15 protein-coding genes and 1 riboswitch are annotated in these 18,035 nt (G+C 33.7%); of the genes, 6 read left to right on the top strand and 9 right to left on the bottom strand.

The window, feature by feature from the left end; all coding sequences use genetic code 11:
• The first annotated feature begins 40 nt into the window (after positions 1–40).
• From BCI01S_RS07820 to BCI01S_RS25205, 3 genes are all read left to right on the top strand, one after another.
• Positions 41–1,777: a phospho-sugar mutase gene (locus BCI01S_RS07820; RefSeq protein WP_047943655.1), complete on the top strand. Its 1,737-nt coding sequence runs from the start codon at positions 41–43 to the stop codon at positions 1,775–1,777.
• A 266-nt stretch (positions 1,778–2,043) separates the two neighbouring features.
• Positions 2,044–2,385: a single-stranded DNA-binding protein gene (locus BCI01S_RS07815; RefSeq protein WP_047943656.1), complete on the top strand. Its 342-nt coding sequence runs from the start codon at positions 2,044–2,046 to the stop codon at positions 2,383–2,385.
• 14 nt (positions 2,386–2,399) lie between these two features.
• Positions 2,400–2,546 (top strand): hypothetical protein, encoded by a 147-nt coding sequence (locus tag BCI01S_RS25205; protein ID WP_156485403.1) that lies wholly within the window; start codon positions 2,400–2,402, stop codon positions 2,544–2,546.
• Positions 2,547–2,772: 226 nt separating this feature from the next.
• Here the strand turns inward: BCI01S_RS25205 and BCI01S_RS24680 are convergent, their stop codons facing one another.
• The gene (locus tag BCI01S_RS24680) at positions 2,773–2,922 is read right to left on the bottom strand and encodes an anti-repressor SinI family protein (RefSeq protein WP_082810023.1); all 150 of its coding nucleotides are present in this window, start codon (positions 2,920–2,922) and stop codon (positions 2,773–2,775) included.
• Positions 2,923–2,946: 24 nt separating this feature from the next.
• Positions 2,947–3,035: riboswitch (cyclic di-GMP riboswitch) on the bottom strand.
• Between the two features lie 240 nt (positions 3,036–3,275).
• On the opposite strand from BCI01S_RS24680, the gene BCI01S_RS07810 reads away from it, so the two are divergent.
• Complete coding sequence (locus BCI01S_RS07810) at positions 3,276–4,022, top strand: WecB/TagA/CpsF family glycosyltransferase (RefSeq protein WP_047943657.1); 747 nt, start codon at positions 3,276–3,278, stop codon at positions 4,020–4,022.
• Between the two features lie 38 nt (positions 4,023–4,060).
• On the opposite strand, the gene BCI01S_RS07805 is transcribed toward BCI01S_RS07810, so the two are convergent.
• On the bottom strand, positions 4,061–7,675 hold the full coding sequence (locus tag BCI01S_RS07805; protein ID WP_061797952.1) for an alpha-amylase family glycosyl hydrolase: 3,615 nt from the start codon (positions 7,673–7,675) through the stop codon (positions 4,061–4,063).
• 372 nt (positions 7,676–8,047) lie between these two features.
• Between BCI01S_RS07805 and galE the strand changes: the two genes are divergently transcribed.
• Together galE and gloA2 are read left to right on the top strand one after the other, a co-directional pair.
• A complete protein-coding gene (galE, locus tag BCI01S_RS07800) occupies positions 8,048–9,010 on the top strand; it encodes a UDP-glucose 4-epimerase GalE (RefSeq protein ID WP_047943684.1) in 963 nt (320 codons plus the stop codon).
• A gap of 84 nt (positions 9,011–9,094) precedes the next feature.
• Positions 9,095–9,484: an SMU1112c/YaeR family gloxylase I-like metalloprotein gene (gene gloA2 / locus BCI01S_RS07795; RefSeq protein ID WP_061797946.1), complete on the top strand. Its 390-nt coding sequence runs from the start codon at positions 9,095–9,097 to the stop codon at positions 9,482–9,484.
• Between the two features lie 332 nt (positions 9,485–9,816).
• Here the strand turns inward: gloA2 and BCI01S_RS25910 are convergent, their stop codons facing one another.
• The 7 genes from BCI01S_RS25910 to tagU form a co-directional block, all read right to left on the bottom strand.
• Positions 9,817–11,709: a CDP-glycerol glycerophosphotransferase family protein gene (locus tag BCI01S_RS25910; protein ID WP_082810022.1), complete on the bottom strand. Its 1,893-nt coding sequence runs from the start codon at positions 11,707–11,709 to the stop codon at positions 9,817–9,819.
• Between the two features lie 18 nt (positions 11,710–11,727).
• Positions 11,728–12,903, bottom strand: coding sequence for a CDP-glycerol glycerophosphotransferase family protein (locus BCI01S_RS07785; protein ID WP_061797941.1), 1,176 nt, complete (start codon positions 12,901–12,903; stop codon positions 11,728–11,730).
• Positions 12,904–12,936: 33 nt separating this feature from the next.
• Positions 12,937–13,962 carry a ribitol-5-phosphate dehydrogenase gene (locus tag BCI01S_RS07780; protein WP_047943660.1) on the bottom strand — a complete coding sequence of 342 codons (1,026 nt, stop codon included), beginning with the start codon at positions 13,960–13,962 and terminating at the stop codon, positions 12,937–12,939.
• Complete coding sequence (locus tag BCI01S_RS07775) at positions 13,955–14,671, bottom strand: IspD/TarI family cytidylyltransferase (RefSeq protein WP_047943661.1); 717 nt, start codon at positions 14,669–14,671, stop codon at positions 13,955–13,957. Before BCI01S_RS07775 ends, BCI01S_RS07780 begins: the two co-directional genes overlap by 8 nt.
• 272 nt (positions 14,672–14,943) lie before the next feature.
• Entirely contained in the window at positions 14,944–16,083 is a 1,140-nt protein-coding gene (locus tag BCI01S_RS07770) for a CDP-glycerol glycerophosphotransferase family protein (RefSeq protein WP_268874811.1), read from the bottom strand.
• A 25-nt stretch (positions 16,084–16,108) separates the two neighbouring features.
• Positions 16,109–16,504 carry a glycerol-3-phosphate cytidylyltransferase gene (gene tagD / locus BCI01S_RS07765; protein WP_047943663.1) on the bottom strand — a complete coding sequence of 132 codons (396 nt, stop codon included), beginning with the start codon at positions 16,502–16,504 and terminating at the stop codon, positions 16,109–16,111.
• Positions 16,505–16,702: 198 nt separating this feature from the next.
• Positions 16,703–17,632 (bottom strand): polyisoprenyl-teichoic acid--peptidoglycan teichoic acid transferase TagU, encoded by a 930-nt coding sequence (tagU, locus tag BCI01S_RS07760; protein WP_047943664.1) that lies wholly within the window; start codon positions 17,630–17,632, stop codon positions 16,703–16,705.
• Between the last annotated feature and the right edge of the window lie 403 nt (positions 17,633–18,035).

Below are 18,035 nucleotides of genomic sequence, written 5' to 3'. Positions count from 1 at the left end.
ATATATGGTTAATTAATTTAAAGGTGGGAGAACAGCGACAATGGCTTATAAAGAAATCGTAGAAAAGTGGACAAGTTTTGCAGGACTAGAAGCGAACTTAAAAGCGCAACTAACAGAATTACAAACATCTGATAAGTTGCTGGAGGACAGTTTTTACAAACATTTAGAATTTGGTACAGGCGGTATGCGTGGAGAACTAGGACCTGGTATTAATCGCATGAATATTTATACTGTTCGTAAAGCAGCAGAAGGATTAGGGAAGTACATAGTAGAGCAAGGAGAAGAAGCGATGAAGCGCGGGGTAGCTGTAGCGTATGATTCTCGTCATCAATCTCCAGAATTTGCCCTAGAAGTTGCGAAAGTAGTAGGTAAGCTTGGAGTTAAATCCTATGTGTTTGAAGAGCTTCGTCCTACACCAGCATTATCTTTTGCTGTACGCTATTTAAATACATTTGCTGGAGTAGTGATTACCGCTAGTCACAACCCTCCTGAGTATAATGGCTTTAAAGCATACGGAGAAGACGGTGGACAACTTCCTCCTGAGGCTGCGGATATCATTATTAAATATGTAAATGAAGTAGAAGATGAGCTTACAATAGAAGTGTTAGATGAAAAAGAGTTATTAGAAAAAGGATTATTAACATATATTGGTGCAGAAGTAGATGCTGCCTATGTAGAACAACTAAAAACAATCCAATTAAATCGTTTGCCAGAAGCAAAAGATTTAAAAATTGTTTATACTCCATTACATGGTACTGGAAACAAGCCAGTCCGTGCTGGTTTAGAAGCGTTTGGATTTGAAAATGTAACAGTTGTGAAGGAACAAGAATTACCTGATGCTAACTTTTCTACCGTAAAATCACCAAATCCAGAAGAGCATGCTGCTTTTGAAATTGCGATTCGTTACGGCAAAGAAATCAATGCCGACGTTCTCCTTGCCACAGATCCAGATGCAGATAGACTAGGGGTTGCAGTGAAGGATGCAAGTGGCGAATACACAGTTCTTACAGGAAATCAATTAGGTGCATTAATGCTTGAATACTTATTGTCTGAGAAAAGGGCAAAGGGAACACTTCCAGAAAACGGTGTTGTCATTAAAACAATCGTTACCTCTGAAATTGGCCGTGTGATTGCAGAATCTTATGGCATTCCAACTATTGATACTTTGACAGGATTTAAGTTTATCGGAGAGAAAATTAAAGAGTTTGAACACACACATGAGCATACGTTCCTTTTCGGTTATGAAGAGAGCTATGGCTATTTAATCGGTGATTTCGTGCGCGATAAAGATGCTGTTCAATCTGCCATTTTTGCTGCAGAGGTTGCTGCTTATTATAAAGCAAAAGGTTTAACGCTATATGAAGGTTTACTAGAAATCTTTAAAAAGTATGGCTTCTATCAAGAAGGTTTAGAATCATTAACATTAAAAGGAAAAGATGGAGCAGAGCAAATTGCATATATTATGGATACTTTCCGTAAAGCTCCAATCAAAGAAGTTAAGGGCTTAAATGTTGTAGCAGTGGAAGACTATTTAACAAGTAAACGTTCAGAAGGTCTAACAGAAACATTGATTGATCTACCAAAGTCTAATGTAATTAAATATTATTTAGAAGATGGTTCATGGTTCTGTCTGCGTCCATCTGGAACAGAGCCAAAGGCGAAATTCTACTTTAGTGTAAATAGTTCTTCTTTAGAAGAAAGCACAAGTAAGCTAGAAGCACTGAAGCTAGGCGTAATGGAGCAAGTGAATGCAGTAATCGACGGATATAATAAATAATCTACCAAAACTCCTTCAAGATTGTTTGGGAAAAGCGAAGTGATATTCCTTTTCTAGACATTCCTGAAGGAGTTTTTTTATTAATAAAATAAAAAAGGCAAAACTTAAAATTTGAACGCTATTTCTGCTCCGAAGTTTAAAAATCGCTTAGGCGAAATCTTCGTTTTCTTTATAGATATACGCTCAAAACTTGAATTTTCGACATTTTGCCTTTGCTCTAATTTATAGTATGATTTTACTAATTTAAGAGAGAAGGGAGGGAGAAGATGATCAATCAAGTTACTTTAGTAGGAAGGCTAACGAAAGATCCAGAACTGCGAGTAACGCAAGAAGGAACTTCCATTGTTCATGTGACTGTTGCAATAAATAGAAACTACAAGAATCAAGCTGGTGATTACGATGCTGATTTTGTGCAATGTACCTTTTGGAATAAGGTAGCGGAAAATACAGCCCAGTATTGTCATAAAGGCTCTCTGGTTGGAGTCGTTGGCCGAATACAAACAAGAAACTATGAAAATCAGGATCGGAAAAAGGTCTATGTAACAGAAGTTATTGCCGAATCCGTACGTTTCTTAGATCCTAGAAAACTAGAACAAACCATTCCTTAAAGGAGGAAAACAAGGTGAATAATGTACCAGAGTTAATGGTTACATTAATTAAAATGCAGGCCAAGACTAATGAAAAATTAGAACAATGTAATGTAAGAATAAAACAGCTAGAACATATTATTCAGATGGAAACTATCTCTCGTACTTCCCCAACATCTTAAGGCTTTCACTCTATACACTACTCACGCCAAAATTATCTTTCCGTTTCAAAGCTCTTTCTTTGAAACATCCATCCTTTATTAGAAAAAATCAATACACACTTCGCTTTTATTCCCCATTATTTAGTGTCCAATGTGACACTTTTTTTTTTGCGGGTGACATAAAAGAGAAAAAATACCTTAATAGATTCGCTATTAAGGTTGAAACGCTATCATATTTTAAAATATTCTAAAAATTTATTCTATTTTCTAGTATTGTTAACACTGCACGGACTTCTTCATGCGTTAAGCCCTGCTTTTTTGCCTCCGAGATAAGCGATAACCATTCACTGTCTAAATATCTTTCAGTTTGAATTTCGGTGGGAAACAAATTAATCATGATAATTAACCTCCTTATAGAATATAAGGTGGCCCAGCCATCATAGTAAAAAAATCTACCTTAGACCTGAAGCTTTGCGTCCCACCCTTTCAGATGGTTTGCCTTTATCTGTTAATTGTACAGTAAAATTTTATCACTATTATGCAAAAGTTAAAAACATTTTCATATGAAAACTTTCGACATATTCCAACATCGGCATAGTAAATATTTCTTAAAAAAGGAAAAATAGTAAATATTGTAAATTGTACAGTATAGAATGAGAGAGGTATTACTAGCATGAATTGTTTCTAGTAGACAATTTTTATATAATAGAAAAGGGCTTTTTTAAAAAATTTCTCATTAGGGGATACAAAATGGATAAGAAATGGCTAGGAAATTTAAAAGTAAATGTTATAAGCTCAAAAGAAGCTATTACGTATATAAAGGAAAAACTAGACGAAAGAAAAGCAACGGATGTTTTTTTTCTAAATGATCATGGATATAATATTGCGCAAAAGGATGCAGAATATCGTGATATGCTGAATAATGCTGATTTATTGTTAAATGACGGAATTGGTATTGAAATGGGTGCTAAGCTTTTTGGCTTCTCTTTTAAGGAAAATTTAAATGGGACAGATTTTATTCCGGCTTTATTTGAGTCATTAAATGAAGAGAAGCATAACCAATCATTTCGAGTGTTTCTTTTGGGAGCTAAACCTGGTGTCGCACAAAAGGCTCAAGAGCGGCTGCAGCAAACATATCAGAATATTTTATTTGTAGGGAACCAGGATGGTTATTTCCCGAAAGAGAATACGGAAAATATAATTAGTCAGATTAATGAGAGTAAAGCAGATATCCTTTTAGTAGGATTTGGGATGCCGTTACAGGAACAATGGATTAATGAATATCGTTCAAAGCTAAAGTGTACGATTACGATGGCAGTAGGTGCTTTTATTGATTTTTCTTCCGGTGAAGTGACAAGAGCTCCTAAAATTTTTCGCGATCTCCGTCTTGAGTGGTTATATCGAATGGGAAAAGAACCTAGAAGATTATGGAAACGCAATGTCGTTGGGCATGTCTCCTTTTTCTATTCTATTTATAAGCAAAGAAAAACAAGCTGAAAATACCAGATAAGGAGAAACCCTTATCTGGTATTTTCTTATTCATCTGCTGTGTGTTTCTTTCTTCGAATAAATATTACCGTTCCAATTCCAATTACTAGCAGACCTAAACCGATTAAAATATGGTTATAGGAGTCAGTTGCAGTATTAGGAAGAGCTTTTCCATTTCCTTTGTTTGGAATGCTGGGGGTTTCTGCTGCTTGATGAGAACCTTGATTTTTGGAACCATCTGATTTAGGCTTTTTCACTCCGTTATCATTAGATGTTGGAGGTGTTTCTGAATCCGTTTCTCCAGGAGTAGAAGGTACCTCTGGTTGAGGTGGCTCTGCTTGCTCCGCATCTACTAATAAAACAGTTCCGCCGTCTTCTCTAGAAGGAATAGTTATCGTAATTTTATTTTCACTAACAGAATATGTTTTACCAGAATATAAATCTACTGCTTCCTTCATAAATGGAACTTCAAAGGCAGCTTCTGTCGCTGTTTCCTTCGTATTTAAGGCAACAAAAACTTGTTGATTTGAGTATTCTCGTTTAAATACAGAATAACCTTCCGCATCACTACCTGCTATGTGAGCACGAGTCCCTTTAGAAAATATGCTGGAGTATTCTTTTCTAACATTTAATAGTTTTGTATAGTGCTCCAGAACCTCATTGTTTTCCGTTAGATTCCAATCCATGTCATAGCGGTTATCATAGTATGGATAATTATTTGCTCCTGACAGACCAAGCTCTTCTCCATAGTAAATGACAGGTTGACCTTTAGAGGTGATTTGCAATGCGGCTGCAAGCTTAAGCTTTCCAATATCACCATCTACAGACTCTAAAAAGCCGTCTTCATCATGGCTACCTAGAAATTGTCCTAATGTACCTGTGTTTGAAAGCTTATTGTTTCTATCTTCTAAAGCTCTTTGGACACGTTCTATATCACCATTTGCAAAGTCACGTGCTAAATTCTTAAAGTCAAAGTCTAATAAGGAGTCCATCATACCGCTATTTAAATAGCCTTGGTCATCATTCACTTGAGCTCCCCATGCTTCTCCAATTAATTTAAAGGTTGGTAAAATTTTTGTTAATTCATTTTTAAAGCTTGACCACGTTGTATTCTCAACGTGTTTTACGGTATCCACGCGGAAGTAATCAATGGTATTTCCTTTCGCTGTCTTTGATTTTTCAATCCAGCTAGTTTGCCAATCTACAATTTGGTTCCTTACATCTGGATTTTCCGTTAAGAAATCAGGCAGTCCTGATAGCTCGCCTTGTACAGTATCTGTGCCTCCATCACGGAACATTCCAGCAAAACGATTTCTATCATCAGCAGTAGGGAAGTTAGCGATTTTTCCATCCTTTACGGCATCACTTGCTTTTAACCCATAGCCCGCATGATTTACGACAACGTCCACCATAATTTTTATTCCACGCTCATGGGCTGCATCAATTAGTTCATGGAAATCCTCCATTGTTCCAAAATGAGGATTCAATTTTTCAAAATTACTAGCCCAATATCCATGGTACGCATAATAAGGAGTATCTGGATTTTCATAGCGAACATCATACTTAATATTTTCTACTATAGGATTAATCCATATTGTATTGATGCCTAGATTTTCGAGATAATCTAGCTTTTTTGTAATTCCTTTAAAGTCTCCACCATGATAGGTTCCAGGTTTACTTGTATCATAGCCAATGCCAGATGGATCATTGTTCAATGAATCTCCATCAAAGAATCGGTCTGTTAGCATAAAGTAAATCCTTGCTTCATCCCAGTCAAAATCATCTTTTCCCACTGATTGTCTTGCTTTAACTGTGATTTTTGCTTGCTCGGTATGAATGTTGCCATACTGATCAGTAATATATACCGGAATTTCTTTCGTTCCTGTAGTTGTATTTTGGTCAATAGCGATGGTAAGTTCCTTTAATTGTGGATCAATTGCTACTTTTCCTTTTCCGCCAATAGCGCTTAAATCAGCATACACTTCACGGATAGCTGTATTTTTGTTTGTTTGCCAATCAACGGAAAGGACGGCATTGTCGTTATAAGTCGCTTCTTTTGGAGTGATATCCGTAAGCAAGTTAAAATCTGCTTTTTCATAAACAAGCATGGATGTGCCATTTTCCGTATTATAGGGATCAGTTACTTCTGTTTCGATCCCATCGATTGTTACAAAGAAAGAATAGGGATGCTTTCCTTCTGGGATATTTTCAATTGTATAGGAAAAACGCTCATTTTTTGCTTCATTCGTCATATTATAACGTTTTCCATTAAATTGAAGTTCTACCTTTTCTAGTTTATCCATTTCATTCTTTGCATATAAATCTTTGTCTCTATAGTAGAAGGTAGCATTTCCTTTTTCTAAAACGGGTCCAGTAACTTCAGGCACAATAAATAGCTCCTCTTGCCTACTTGTAACATAAACCTTTGTGATTAAATCCGATGTATTTAGAGATATGTAGCGATCTCCATTTCCTTCTTTAACAGCTGTATCCCAATTTTCGCCTTTTCGTAAAATAAATCCAACGCTTTGGGCTGCTTCACTTACATTAATTGTTGCAGTCGCCTTCCCGTGAAGGTTTTGATCAAAATCGATTTGATCATCCTTCACACCAGTCCCCCATACCCATATATTCCAGTCTTTATAATCCAAATCAGGACGATCATACATAAACTGAATATGGCGCCTTACATAATCCCCTCCTTTTAAATCTTTTATTGCGTTAATAGCATCATCTTTTGTATAGAAAACAGTTTCTACCCCTTCAATTATCCATGCTTCAGCAGCTTGTTTGCCATCCGCTATTTTAATAGAGTTCTGTATATCTTGCGCTTCCCAATTTCCTTTGCGAGGAATAATCGTTATTTCATTTTCTGGAAAAGAATAGTTCCCACTTGTAAACGTATAATCATTTGTCACTTTCTCTGTAAATGGAAAGCCATTATCAGGAACCCCACTGTTAAAAATCCATAAATCCCATTTCGTATAGTCTTCATCTAGACGATAATAGTTAATAGTATACGAATACATATTGCCAACAATATCAATTTTCTTTTCTACCTTTTCCCCATCCTTATCAGCAAGCAGGATAAAGGATTCATTAGCTTTTGCATTGTCCTGTATTGTTAGTTGGCCATCAACAATGTTAATCCCTTCTACTTTCTCTTTAAGTGACCACGTAAGCTCTGTTTCTTTTTGTGTACTGCCATCTTTATTAACTAGGGTCGCTTCTAATGGGTATGATTTATTTTTTTCAACCTTCACCGGTATAGAATCAAGGTTTAAGCCGGGAACAACAAAGCGACTATTGCCATCTTCCAAAATCTCATTGGCTGGATCTGTTATCCATTCATTATCAACAATAAACTTATATTGATAGACGCCAGCTGCTAGATTTGAAATAGAAAGGGACCAGCGATTGTCTTTGTCCTTTTTCATGCTTAATGCTCCATTTTGCCAGTCAGTAAAGCTTCCTGCCACTTTCACGTCCTGTGCCGATGCATTATCATAGGAGAATTGCACAGACTTATCAGCATTGACGATAGGAGAATCTGGTAAATTATCTGCTTTTGCCTTTTTACTTGGAAGATAGCCTCCAAAGCTGCTGAAAATAAGAAGAAAAATTAAACATAGTACGAGATAAGGATGATTTTTTGTTTTCAAAAAACATTCTCCTTTCCATTTTTTTATGAGAACAGAAAGACTTCTGTTACTACCTATGTACTTCAAAGAAAACGATTGCCCTAATGGGATAAAGGTGATTTATTAAGAAAGTGAGTTCATGATGGGGCATCAGTGAAAACGTTTGCGCAAAATAGCAAAATAAAATGTTGTTGTTAAAATGATAGATTAGAAAAGTTGAAAGCGTTTTCTGCATTTGAGTCTATTTAAAGATACTATGCTTTTGTCTATTTGACAATAGGATATTTCTTTTTTAGTGCCAATTTGCGATTAAAATCTTACTGTAAAAAATTTTTACAAAAAATGTGATAAAATAGGAGAGAGGATAAAATGTTACTAAAAGGAGATTTATCTATGATATTAGTAGTAGGTGGAGCTGGCTATATTGGTAGTCATTTGGTTAAAGAATTAGTAGAAAAAGAAGAAGTGATTGTATTAGATAATCTTGCTACAGGTCACGAGGAAGCAGTAGATTCGCGTGCTATTTTTGTAAAAGGGGATCTAGGGAATGTAGACGATTTAGAAGCGATTTTTTCTAAATATCCAATTAAAGCTGTTATGCATTTTGCAGCATATAGTCTAGTCGGGGAGTCTGTTCAAGACCCATATAAATATTATGAGAATAATGTAGCCAATACATTAACGTTATTAAATGTCATGTTGAAATATAAGGTGAAAAACTTTATTTTCTCTTCAACTGCAGCTACATATGGAATTCCAAAAGAAGAAATCATTGTAGAAACATCAGAAACAGCACCTATTAATCCGTATGGAAGATCAAAATTAATGGTAGAACAAATTTTAGCTGATTTTCATACCGCATATGGTCTTCATTATGTGGTTTTACGCTATTTCAATGCTGCTGGTGCTCATGTATCTGGTGAAATCGGGGAAAGTCATGACCCAGAAACACACTTAATTCCTATTATTCTTCAACAATTATTAGGAGAGAGAGAGTCTATTTCTGTCTTTGGTACAGATTATCCAACCGAGGATGGGACTTGCATTCGTGATTACATCCATGTGACAGATTTAGCTAATGCTCATATAGCTGCATTAGACGCTCTATTAAATGGAAAAAAGGAAGCAGAAACCTATAATGTAGGTAACGGAGTAGGCTATTCTGTCAAACAAGTAATTGATATGTGTGAAAAGGTTACTGGCACAAAGGCAAATGTAATTCTAGGTGATAGAAGAGCAGGGGACCCTGCAAGATTAGTTGCTTCCTCGGAGAAAATATCCAGCGAATTAGGCTGGAAAACAGAAAGAGGCTTAGAGACAATTATTGAGAGTGCATGGAAATGGCACAATAAATAATACATAGAGGCGAAGGAATCCAGACAATTTCTTCGCTTTTTCTAACATGACGATGCTTATTTTTAAATGAAAAGGAGTAATAAAATGTTTAATGTAAATAAGATTCATCATATAGCGATTATTTGCAGCAATTACGAAGTATCAAAACATTTTTATGTGGAGCTTTTAGGATTTAAGCCAATAAATGAAGTATACAGAGAAGAAAGGGACTCTTATAAGCTAGACCTTTTAGTAAACAATATCTATCAAATCGAACTATTTTCCTTTCCTAAACCAAGAGAAAGACCAAGTTATCCTGAGGCTGCCGGCTTACGTCATATTGCCTTTGAAGTAAATAACATAGAAGAAACTGTACAATATTTACAATCGAATAATATTACAGTTGAAGATATTCGGATCGATCCATTTACGAACAAAAAGTTTACTTTTTTTGCTGATCCTGATGGGTTACCAATTGAAGTGTATGAGGCTTAATTAGAATGAGCTTTTCCCTTATATTGAGAAAGGGTACAAACAGTTTGTAAAATAAATTGCTTATCTTGAGAACTTAGTAATCTCCAGCTACCAGCTTTTATTTTCATATCTATCATCCTTTCCACTCTTTTTCTTATAGTATATATACCGCGTTTGTATTTATTGAAAACACTAAATTATCAACAAATGCTGACAAGTATTTCCCGAGAAATGTCGGCAGAAAGAAAAAGTCGTCTTAATAAGAGAAGCTTATTAAGACGACTTTCTTTAAATTTTTAGTTTTTATAGCTAATTAAAAAACAACTTTGTTCCATTAAACATTCGATATCTAATTATAATAACTCATTAAAATTATTGATAATAAGCTGATCAACAACACGCTCTGTTGCTTTTCCGTCTAAATCATCAAAGAAGTAATGAACAAAGGGCTCAATTTTCTCCATTTTAAAATCTTCCTTTTTAATAATGTCGATCATTTTCTCTGTCGTTTTTGCAAGCGGACCAGGAATGAAGGAATGATAGTCATAATAGAAGTCACGTGTACGGACATATTCCTCCACATCATATGCAAAGAAAATCATTGGTTTATTTAATAGAGCATATTCGAAACATACAGATGAATAATCTGTAATTAAGATATCAGTAATAAATAGTAAATCATTGATTTCTCGGTAGGAAGAAAAATCATAGAAGAAATCACTGAATTGGTAAGGAATGCTAAATTCATTTTTTACAAATGGATGAATTTTAAACAGGAATACATACTCGTCCTTCAATTCGTTATATAGCTTTTCTAAATTTAATACCTCCATTGGATAATGGGCAGACTGCTGGCCATTTCCTCGGAAAGTAGGTGCAAATGTAATTACTTTCTTACCTTTTAAGAATGGATACTCTTCATATAAGTTATTTCGTACTTCTTCCTGATATTCTTTATCAAAGAAAACATCTGTTCTTGGAATACCTGTTGGAATTACTTTATCTAAGTCAATACCAAACCCTTCAGCATAATGCTTTGCAACGTTATGAGAGCTAACAATAGCTTTTGTATAGTTGCGATGGTTTTTCGATTTTGGTGACGGTCCGCCTGGACGGCCTAAGCGGCTAAAGCCAAATGTTTTAAATGCTCCAACTGCATGCCATAATTGAATCAATTCAGCATTCTTTCTAATTTTTAGTGGATAGATCATTGGATAAAAGTCATCAAGAATAATAAATTTAGCAGTAGCTAAATGATAAGCTAAGCTAAAGATTTCTCGATAATTTTTCTTTTCGTCCACTCCCTTTTTTAAAAGGAGATGATAGTCATAATTTAAATTTCTTCTAAGTAATTCATCATAGACAAATTGGAAGTTTCCGCTCATTTCACTACGGCTGTCAGATGCAAAAATAATCTTTCTTGTTTGCAATGGTAATAGCGTTTTGCATATTTTGTAAGTTAGAGAAAAACACCATTTGTAGACAATGCGATAAATGATACCGCGCTGTTTTAAGTCTGCATCTAATCCCATTAAGGTTGGATCTAAGTCCTTCAATTTAGATGACGTAATTTTTAATGTCTTTAACGGTAAATCATATGTAGCTAAAAGGTTGAACTTCATTTCTTTTCTTGCGGTGAAATACTCCATTTTAGCTGAATGAAAACCATTATCTAGAAAATGCTCAATATTTCCTAAAGGGAATGATTTTTTATATACTTTATCGCCAAGTACATGGACGTCAAGCTCCAAGAATAAGCGATATTCCTCCTCAGGAAGCGGCCTATTATGGGAAGTAATAGTAGCAAAGTTAACCTTTGAGCGAAAACCTGCCCAGCTATACTTACTATCAATAGAATCCGTTGTTTTGATATCCTTAACAAGCACATCTTGTAAGGGGATAGATACCTTTAAACCACTAGTGCTTAATAAAACTAAACGTTTTTTCACGAGGTCTTCATTCATCATAGGAACTTTTTCTAAATAAAAATATCCCTCGATTTCCAAAATAGGTCCATTCCAGTTCAATTGCGTTATTTTACGGCGAGGAATATATTCTTCTATTTTTCCAGCTATTTCGTTCAGAACAGGAAGGGATTCACTTATTTTCTCTTTTTGGATAATAATCCGATCCTCTGTTATTTGAACAGGCTTATCAATGCTAAATTCCAGATCATCACGGACTACCGGTCCGGATGAATTAGAAGAGGTTCTTCTTCTTAACTTTCGAATAATCTTTCTTAACATATTTATGTCTCCTTAACTTCATAAATCATTCAATGAACTAAGCAAATGTGAAACGATTCTACTAGAAGTGTTTCCGTCTGTATAATCAAAAAATTTATTTTTAAATAAATCCATTTTCTCTTGATTGAACTGCCCATTATTTAACCAATCTACAAGTTTCTCTGTGTGAGAGAAAATAGGCCCAGGTACTAATGATTCGTATTCATAATAAAAATCTCGTTCTTGCATGTATTCATCTAAATCATGAGCATAAAATGCCGCAGGTTTATTTAATAAGCTATAGTCAAATATAATAGAGGAATAATCTGTTATAAGAACATCTGTAATTAATAATAACTCTTCAATAGTAAAGTCATGTTTGATGTGGTAAACAAAATCTTTTAAATCGTCCTCTAAATGGAAAGCAGAAGACATATAAGGATGTAAATGAATCAAAATGATTGATTCTTTTTTTAGTTGCTCTTTTAATAAATTAAAATTAATAGGGCTAACAAATACGTCCTGTTGATAACTTTTCCCGCGAAATGTAGGGGCATAAAGAATTATTTGTTTATCTTGGAATGATCCTATTTTTTGTAGTAATTTCTCTATCACTTTTTCCTTCTGATGATTTTCAAAAAAATAATCAGTTCTGGGAACACCTAGGGGGAATATTTTTGACTCTTCCATATCAAAAGCTTCTGCATAATAAGGAATAACCTCAGACGAACTGACATATAGTCTAGAGTAATTTGAATGAATTTTAACAGTCTTTATATATTCCCTACTTGGGCCATTTGGCTTTCCTACTATGCTCATACCAAACTTTTTAAATGCTCCACAAGCATGCCAAAGTTGAATAATTTCTGTTTTTTTTCTTGGTTTAATTAAGTAAATCAAATAATGATAATCATCGATAATAAAATATCTTGAAGTTGCAATATGATAGCACTCTTTAATCATATGAAATAAGTAGTGTATCTTACCAGTAAAATCATTCTTAATTTTAAAGAATGATTTTACTAAAATAAGATTATTATCTCTACTTTTAAATTCTGAATAAATATATTCTAAGTTACCATTTAGTTCGTTTGAACGTGAAGATGCAAAGGTAATTTTTTTGGGATTTACTTTAAAGAAGAAACAAAAAAGTAAATAAACAAATTGGAAACCAATTTTTGCTAAAACAGTAGGTAGTAATTTTATACTCTTCAAAAACAATCTACCTTTCTTATCTTTTGGTAAGATTTATATCTTCCATTCCATAATCGTTTTTCCCCAAGAAGAAGTTAAGTCTTTTTCAAATGCCTCAATAATGGACTGAATAGATGTAACTGTTTGGACTTCTCCAATTAGGGTAGAAAAGTAATCTACGATATCTGGATACTCTTTATAAAAATTAACGGTATTTTGGAAATCAGCACGTCCACTCCGGCTACTGCCAATCAAGGTAATACCTTTTTCCAGAACCATTCTTGTATTTACTTCAACAGGATACTCTGACACCCCTAGAATCGAAATAGAACCTTCTGGCACAATTAAATCAATGCTCTGGTTTATAGCATATTGGCTGCCTAAACCACCTACACATTCGAATGCGTGGTCTATTTTTACTGATTCTGGAATATCATCAATTAAGTACGCTTCATCTACAAAGGAGAAACGGTCTAATTTATACTGCGTTTTTCCAAAGGAAATTACTTTGCTCTCAGGATATTTCTTCTTTAAGATTAATGACATAATAAATCCAAGATTTCCATCTCCCCAAACACCAAATGTATTTCGGCGTTTATGAGATCTTGATTCAAATCTTGTAAGGGAATGCATGGCAATTGTGATAAGTTCAGTAAAAGCTGCTACAAATGGGTTCATATCTTCAGGAATTTCAACTAAGCGATCTCTCTTTAAGAAGACATAGTCTTGCATAAATCCGTCATAGCCACTAGAGCGGAATCTACTTGAACGCAAATAGTTTTCAGCAATGTAAGGATCTTCTTCAGTAGGATCGTTAGGAACCATTACTACTCTTGTTCCATTTGCTATTTCACCTTTTGGATCGTATACAACTGTACCAATTCCTTCATGAATTAAAGCCATTGGTAGTTTTTTTGCCATTGTCTCTTTACCGCGTGATCCAGTATAATAGCGTTGGTCCGCATTACAGATAGACAAATGAGTTGGCCGAACGACAATCAATTCTGATTTTAAGGAGAAGTCTTGGTATGTTACTTCAAATTGTCTTGGGGAAACAAGACGATAAACTTGATTAATCATGGTTTATTCGCTCCTGAATAATAGCATTTGCTACTTTTAAATCGTATGGTGTTGTGATTTTAATATTAAATACTTCTCCTGTTACAAGTTTCACTTTCTCGCCCTTTAAGACACAGATTTTACAAGCATCTGAAAGAATTGCCTTTTGCTCCGTAGAAAGGGAGTAATAGTGATCTTTCAGCATTTTCATATTAAATGTTTGTGGTGTTTGACCTTGATACATAAGATCACGAACAGGGATATGAGAAATAGACTCGCCATCCTCTGATTCGACAATTGTATCAATCGCAGATATTACAGTATCAACAGCACCAAATTCAAGACCGTATTGGATGTTTTCTTCAATAATGCGATGGGTAATAAAAGGACGAACAGAATCATGCGTTACGATTATATCGTCATGAAATAACCCAAATGTATCTTCCACATATTTTATTCCATTCATAATGGTCCCATTTCTATCTTCTCCACCTTCGATTACAACTAAACGGTCACGATTATCAATATATTTATTGATAATATCATTTGTATAATTGATCCATTCTTTGGGTGAAGCAATAATAACTTTTTCAAATTGGTCATTTAATAAAAACTTTTCAATAGTATGAATAATAATTGGCTTTTCATTTAATGGAAGGAATTGTTTTGGCATGCTAACATTTCCCATTCGTGTTCCTTTTCCACCAGCAAGGATTTCAGCGTATATCATAATTAAGTCTCCTTTACATGATTATCTATCAACTGTCTCTTCATATTTATTTAATCTTTCATTTACATAAACCAAACTAAATATACACTTCTTTTCGAGTCATTTCAACAAATACCATAGGATTTAAAGTAATCATAACACAATTAGCGGCCCTATAAAAAAGGCATCTATCATAACTAAATAGTTTGATAAATCCCATTAGTACAAATCTCTTTTGTTTCTGTATTCGATAAAGCAAGAAAAATAGTCACAAAGAAAGTGTATGTTATTCATTATTTTAGCCATTTATGAAGCTGATTAGCCACATTTTTGCTAGCATTCCCTAATGAATAAGTATTCCAATCTTCATGGAAGTTTTCAATCTTCTTATAATCAAAGGACGAGTGACTAATGTAGTCGACAATTTCTTCTGAATTATGCGCAATAGGTCCTGGTACTAATTGGTCATACGGTTCCCAAAATCCTCGATTTTGAGAATATTCTTCTAAGTCATAAGGATAGAAAATCATTGGTTTTTGTAAAAATGAATATTCAAAAGGAATAGAAGAATAATCTGTTATCAATATATCCGAAATGAATAATAAATCATTCATTGTAGGATAGGAAGAGAGATCGTAAACAAAACCTTCGTAATTTGATAGGTCCATTGCATTTTTTATACTTGGGTGCAGTTTAATAAGTAAAATATAGTCAGATTTTAATTTTTCTTTAAAATAAGCAAAGTTAAGTGGTAAATCAGAAGTTTCTCCTTGGTCATCTCTGAAAGTTGGTGCATACAGAATAATTTTTTTTTCTCTAAAAGTAGGATACTTTGTGTAAAATGTATCTTTAACTTTTTTTATATAATGTTGGTCGAAAAAAATATCAGTTCTAGGGATACCAATCTCTAGCATTCTCTTTTCAGAAACAGAAAAGGCTTGTTGATATATTGCAGACATTTTTTTCGAACCAGAAAGGATATAGTCAAACTGATTATATACCTTACTAAATCTTTTCTTTGCACGATTACTACGGTGTTTGACACTATAATCTTTCCAACCAAATGTTTTAATGGCGCCATTAGCATGCCAAATTTGAAGTTTTCTAACTTCACTTTTAAACTGAATTGCTGATAAAAAACCAAAATAATTATCTAACACAACCACTCTAGAAGTTGCCAGGTGATAAATTCCTTTTAAAAAAGATCCAAAGTGTCTGGGGGAGAAGGGAAGAACTGTATCTCCAATTGTAACTTTGTCTTTAAAAAAGGAAGTGGTTTTATGGTCTGTTAAAAAAATGCAAGGATATGTTTGAGAATTCTTTTTTAGTTCATTGTATATAAAGTAATTATTTTCAACAAAGGACACACAAAAAACTATTTTCTTCTGCAGAGGAAACAACTTAGCTACCTTGAACAGAAAAGAAAATAGCATTAAGTACATATAAATAAATAGTTCTCTAACCATTTATATTAATTAAGTCCGTTTTTATTTTTGTTGTTGAAATGCCATCTGTTCTTGGCAAATATACAACTTCACAATAATCTTTCAAAAAGTCGAATTTACCTTCCCAATCATTTCCCATCACAAAAATATCAATATTGTGATCAACAACATCTCTAATTTTTTGATCCCAATCATTTTCAGCAATTACTTCATCTACATATCGGATAGATTCTAAAATAGTTTTTCGATTTTCATAGCTATGAAAAGCTTCTTTATTTTTGATTTTATTAAATTCATCACTAGAAAGACCAACTGTTAAATGGTCTCCTAATTCTTTTGCACGTTTTAAAATATTTATATGACCTATATGCAACAAGTCAAAAGTACCATAAGTAAGAACTTTTTTCATTATAACCTCCTGAATAGAGTGATTAACCTATAATGATAGGCTATAAAAGATAGATGATAGAAATTTAGTTTATCCAATTAATTTATTTTAAATCTTTTGATTGTTATTTACAAGTACAAGGAAGCACGACAAATAGCATAAAAAAAGCAGCCACCTTTGTCTAGATTAGACTAATGTGGACTGCTCTGTCTTTTGTATTTAATCAACATTTAAGTGATTTTTTAGTTCTGTTTGCACTCTTGTTTTTTCTTCATCATTAACAACTAAATACCAAACTTTATTAATAGTTTGTCCAGTGCCAGAAATCGTTAACTGGTCAATGTCGTTTGCTGCACTCTTATAATTGGCTTGAATATCAACCATTTCATCAAAGCTTATATTCGTTTTAATGTTTTGACCAAGAGCTTCGAAAATATTACCGAAATTTGTTAATGTGTTGAGACTAGCTCCTTCTTTAATAACAGCTTGAATAATTAAACGTTGACGTAATTGACGACCGAAGTCTCCTCTAGGATCTTCATATCGCATACGAGAAAATTTTAAAGCATCTTTACCATTTAATGATATTTGACCTTTAGGGAAATGAACTCCTTCATACGTAAAGTCTAGATCATTATTAACCGTTACCCCACCTACTGCATCAACGATATCCTTAAAACCTTCCATATTAATTTGCATATAGTAATCGATAGGAATATCTAAAAAGTTCTCAACTGTATCCATAGACATTGCTACTCCACCAAAAGCGTAGGCGTGGTTAATTTTATCTGTCGTACCATGACCAACGATTTCTGTCCGAGTATCACGTGGGATACTTAACATCTTAACAGATTTTTTTTCTGGGTTAACTGTCATTACGATAATTGTATCAGAACGTCCAGAATCTCCATCACGTTCATCTACACCTAGCATTAACACAGAAAACGGTTCTTTACTCTTAAGACTTAATGAGCTATCCCTTTTAGATGTAACCCGGTCAACTGGTTCATGCATCGTATCCACCGCTTTATTTAGTGAATGCCATACCGTGTATATATAAGCTCCAATTCCAATAATCAATAACAGTAATACAATACCAGTTACACGAAGCCAAGTTCGTTTCTTCTTTATAGGCTTATCTGATCGCATTAATTAAATCCTCCATATCCTGACAAAATATGATAAAACTAATATAAAGAATAGCAGAAAAAAAAAATAATAGATATCTTTTTATAAAAATTAAGAAAAGTACATTAATTCTTTACACCTAGTAAATCCCTGATAAAACTGATTAAATAATGTAGATGCTTTAGTAAGGGGAAATAATAGTTTAAAACAGATTGGCTTAATATAGAATTTCCGAGGAACATAAGCATCTCCTATATTAAAAATCGTATAATAACTTTTTATAGCATTTGTTCAATCACATCGTTTCATTCGGATATTTGACAATAAAAGTTTCGGAATTATCTCCATTCAATTTTACTATCTATTTATATAGGACGTTATTAATCAGATGTAAGTTGCAATAGTATAGAAAAAACTTGTAAAT

This window comes from Niallia circulans NBRC 13626 (assembly GCF_001591585.1).
Classification (GTDB): domain Bacteria; phylum Bacillota; class Bacilli; order Bacillales; family Cytobacillaceae; genus Niallia; species Niallia circulans.
Note: the sequence above shows the minus strand (reverse complement) of the source record. Positions and strands in the feature narration are given on the sequence as shown.